Genomic DNA, 4,259 nt, shown 5'->3' on the forward strand with positions numbered 1-4,259 from the left:
CTCCGGTAACTACGGCCAAATATGACAGGCGTGGGGAGGAAACTAAGCGGCGGGCCGTGCAGCATTTGGAATTTTAGCGCGGTCGAGAGATACACGGCAGGTGCGCCCCACGAAGAGAGCGCAGTAAGCTGTTCCTGAGCGTTCCAACAACGAAAATACCGGCGTTGCTAATTTACGGTATGAAATGCTAAATATGCAAGTCATATAAACCAGCATTTACAAAGTCTCGGGATTTTCAATTTATTTTTTTCATACCTGATTAAGCAATGCCAGGAATAAAACTTGCTTTTGAGTTAGTGGTGGCTTTGGGTACTGAAACCTTAGAGCGCCGATTTGGCATCGCTTTCGCCGTGACCGACCAAAAAGGAGTGACAGGAACTACTCAATAAACGAGTTCAGCAGCTTAGAAGCAACACTTTCAAAGCGTTCCGAATCGAAGATTACCTTAGCTCGCAGCGCATCCACTTTCAGGGAAAATGATATTGTCCTCTAATGGATTCCAGGAGTAAGTGATGAGCTTGGTTGATGAGCAAGCAAAAACAGTCCCGGTAATTACCGAGATTTTGCCACAAAGTCATATTTTTCCTACTTGAAAGCTATCGAATATTGCACTTTTACCACAAATTTATAACCTCTAAGGGGACAACTTTTAGACAAGTTGTCTCCCACTTGCCCAGTTGTTTTTTAGGACAGGATTTTTGATAGATATACCCCTAATAGTAAAGTCGGCTAATTTTAGCTATTTTGCCAGCAGATCCGGGGAGCAAGGGTTGTAGTGTACTATCATGATAGTTGAAGCTTTGGATGTGTCGCCATGCTACCGGACAAACTTCCGACTAGATGCAGTTTTTATTTAACCGCATCTAATCACCAATAAATTGCTGAAAAGCACACTTGTTCAACCATTCTCATTGGGGCTTTATTGGCAAGAGCATGAAAATTTGTTTCAAGAACTTCAAAAAGTACATTCAAGATTCGCAACTCCTTGCAGCATAAAAACCCCAGGCGCTTTTTTCACATAAGAAAAAATCGCCACACCTTTAACAGAGGCACGGCGCAAAAATAATAATTCTTAATTTCATTATAGTCCAATTATCCCGAAAACTAACATTAGCTTGCATGGTAATTTCCAGGTACAGCAAACGTTTTCAGGGTAAGGCTAAGCCTCTGTTACTAGATGTGGCGGTTGTTTCTGTACACCAATCAGGACAACCCACTATGGATAGCATTGTATCAAATCCCGGCCGTTCTACTCAAGTATCGTTCGATATCCGCAACTTTTATGACCGCTTGGAACCGGGCAACGGCAACAACAAGTATGTTTGCCCCGTATGTGGCGGGCGCAATCTAGAGATTAAACCAAATTGCGGAACGTATCACTGCTTTACCTCCGACTGTGACAACGCAGCCCTCCGTGAAGCCCTTCGACCTTGGGCTGAGGTAGTGGCAGAGCGCGGCGGTAATGGCGATCAAAAAATCAATAGCAACCGCCGACCCGCCAGTGCTATCCACAAAAAACAGCCAACACCCGCCCCCATCCCAGCGGGACTAAAGCTTCTGCAATTTGTAGAGCCAGCGTGGGATTGTCCCAAAGCTCAACCAATTTCCGATGACTTGTGGGCAATCCTCAAGAACAAGCCACCGGCCCGGTATGAAATTCTCAAAGAAACTGCCTATTCCTACGCCCTAGCAGGAATAGTCTATCGGATTGAATGGTCAGATGAATGTAACCCCAAGGGACGTGATAAAACCTACCGCCAGAGTCACCTTGGCGCCGACGGCAAGCGGATCTGGAAAAAGGGCGATAAGGCCTGGCCTGCTTACCGCATTAATGAAGTAGTCGAGTTATTGAAAGAAATCCCAGACAGCGAACCTGTTGCAGTCCTGATGCTTGAGGGCGAACCCAATGTGGAGATTGCTCGATCTCACGGCATCGCAGCATTAACTCTGCAAGGTTCCAACTGGAACGATGCCGAAGTAGCGAGAGCTGTTGAAGCACTGAGGGCAACGGGGAAAAACATCACGCTTGTGAAGCTACGCGATAACGACTCTACAGGTGTTAAAAAGGGTACTCAGGTGAAGTCGGCGTGCGATCGCCTGCAATTCCCCTGCATAGTGATCGATCCGCTCGTTATATGCCCCAATCTTCCTGAGAAAGGGGATATTCGGGAAATTTTGGACAACATCGACGCAGACGAGTTTATTCGGCGATTAGAAGAAGAGATTGACGCCCGCGCTGTTGAGTCAGCGAGTGCGATCCAGCTTCAACGGAGTTTTGAACAGGAGGCTATCAACAAATCGGCAGCCAAAAATAAGCTTTCCATGAGGGAAGCAGCGGACATGGCAAGAGAAATCTTGAACTCCGAACAAAATGAACTTTCAGCCAACATCAAACTTGAGGAAGTTCGACAGAAAGCAGGTATAAGCGATTATTCTTGGGAAAACAAAATTATCAAGCCACTCAAACGAAATATGGATGGAGAACGATTTAAGCTCGAACTGCTAGGCTTGCTACAAATGGAAGACCCAGTTGAGCGCTGCCGACAAATCGCACTACTTGCACCCAAGTACAGCATGGGAGCGGGGACGATCAGGGAGGCAATGTCGGCAATGAAACAGCAGACTCAAGTGCCAAAGACTGAAGTGCTCACGCTCGATGATTTGTTCGCTTCTGAGTCAGAAGCAATGGAATGGCTTGTTTCCGGTCTGTTGCCCGTAGGTGAAACCGTTTTACTATGTGCGTTACCCAAAGTTGGGAAAAGCAAAGTGGCGATCGATTTAGCGTTCTGCGTCGCCACGGGTGAAACTAAATTTTTGGGCCAAGAAACTAAGCAAGGCAAGGTACTACTAATTACGCCCGATGCCTCCAAACAGTCGCTCAAGCACGAACTAACCCAGCGGGGATTCCGAAGCCAAGACACCAAAAATCTGCACGTCATCCCTCGGTGGAGCATCGATCAACTGGCAGTGCTAGAAGCAGAGCTAGAAAACTTCCGCCCTGACCTAGTAGTTATTGATTCGCTTAAAAAAATTACCGCTGGCAAGGAAGTCAGCGAGAACAGCGCCGAATTTGCGGACAACATTATCGCCCTGAACGATATGCTGACTCGCTACCGCGCGGCTGGCATTTTGGTACACCACGCCAACAAAGGGAACGATGCAATAGGAGTCGAGCGAGCCCGAGGATCGACGGCGATAGTGGGTGCTTGCTGGGGAACGTGGATGCTCGATCGAATTCCCAAACCCGATCCAAATAATAAGAAACGGATGATTGTCGATCCTAAAGACCCTAAGCGAATTTTAACGGCAATGTCCCGCGACTCTGAAGGCACGACCCTTAATATCGAATTCAATGCCGAGAACAATTCATGGGAGTTCATGGGAGAAGTCGGGGTTGACGAACAAGAAGCACAGCAGCAGCAGTCTTACCGAGAGCGGATAACCAATGTGTTGCGAAACAATCAAAAAGAGCTATCTGGCTCTGAAATTATGGAGCTGCTGGGATTGACTCGGGAACAGCGTGGCAGCGTCTACAGCGAACTTAGCCGTATGGAAAATAAACGACTGATTAACAGCCGACCCGCACCTGGTGACAGACGATTTAATCTTTATTCTCTGTTGATTCCTACAACTGACACTGTGACAGTTGAAAACAAAAAACCATTACCCCCTCCCCCCCCCTTACTCACAGTGCCACTTGCTGACTATTCTTCTGAAAACCATACACAGCATAACTTTGAAGATAGTCAGCAGAATAGTCAGCAGATAGTCAGCAAAAATTCAGAGTGTGACAATGTAAAAACAACTGAATCTCTTACAGACAATGGCATTGAACCGATAGTCAGCAGGTTATCACTGTCACAGGGGGGGGAGGGGGTAGAGCAGTTTATAGACGCTGCAACTGTCACGCCACTCGATGTGGCAGTTGATAATCCCCTGACAGCAGAATTAATGGAACTTGACGCGGAAAAAATCCGAGATATTGCGTTAGTCTGGTGGCTCGAATATTATCCCGAACAAATGCAAACTTTAATCACTCAGATGTATGGTTGGGATGCACCAGGAAAGAAATACAATGTATCTACTATCGCCGCTTGGCTTGAGACGCAAGATGCTGTCGTGCGCGCTCGGATTGGAGAACTTTTGAACCGTTGCCCACGAATAGAATGACTCAAAAAATAGGTAGGGTTTGCTGAATAATCGCTCGCATATTGCGTGGTCTGGGTTTTCGATCGCGCGATCGAGAAAAAAGTGCAAGA

2 protein-coding genes are annotated in these 4,259 nt (G+C 46.9%); both read left to right on the forward strand.

Annotated features, from left to right (window positions below):
- The first annotated feature begins 266 nt into the window (after positions 1–266).
- On the forward strand, positions 267–389 hold the full coding sequence (locus Q5691_RS27305; RefSeq protein ID WP_333312336.1) for a hypothetical protein: 123 nt from the start codon (positions 267–269) through the stop codon (positions 387–389).
- A gap of 730 nt (positions 390–1,119) precedes the next feature.
- Complete coding sequence (locus Q5691_RS27310; RefSeq protein ID WP_333312335.1) at positions 1,120–4,170, forward strand: AAA family ATPase; 3,051 nt, start codon at positions 1,120–1,122, stop codon at positions 4,168–4,170.
- Positions 4,171–4,259 lie beyond the last annotated feature (89 nt).

It is taken from the genome of Microcoleus sp. w1-18aA5 (assembly GCF_036701705.1).
Taxonomy (GTDB): domain Bacteria; phylum Cyanobacteriota; class Cyanobacteriia; order Cyanobacteriales; family Microcoleaceae; genus Microcoleus.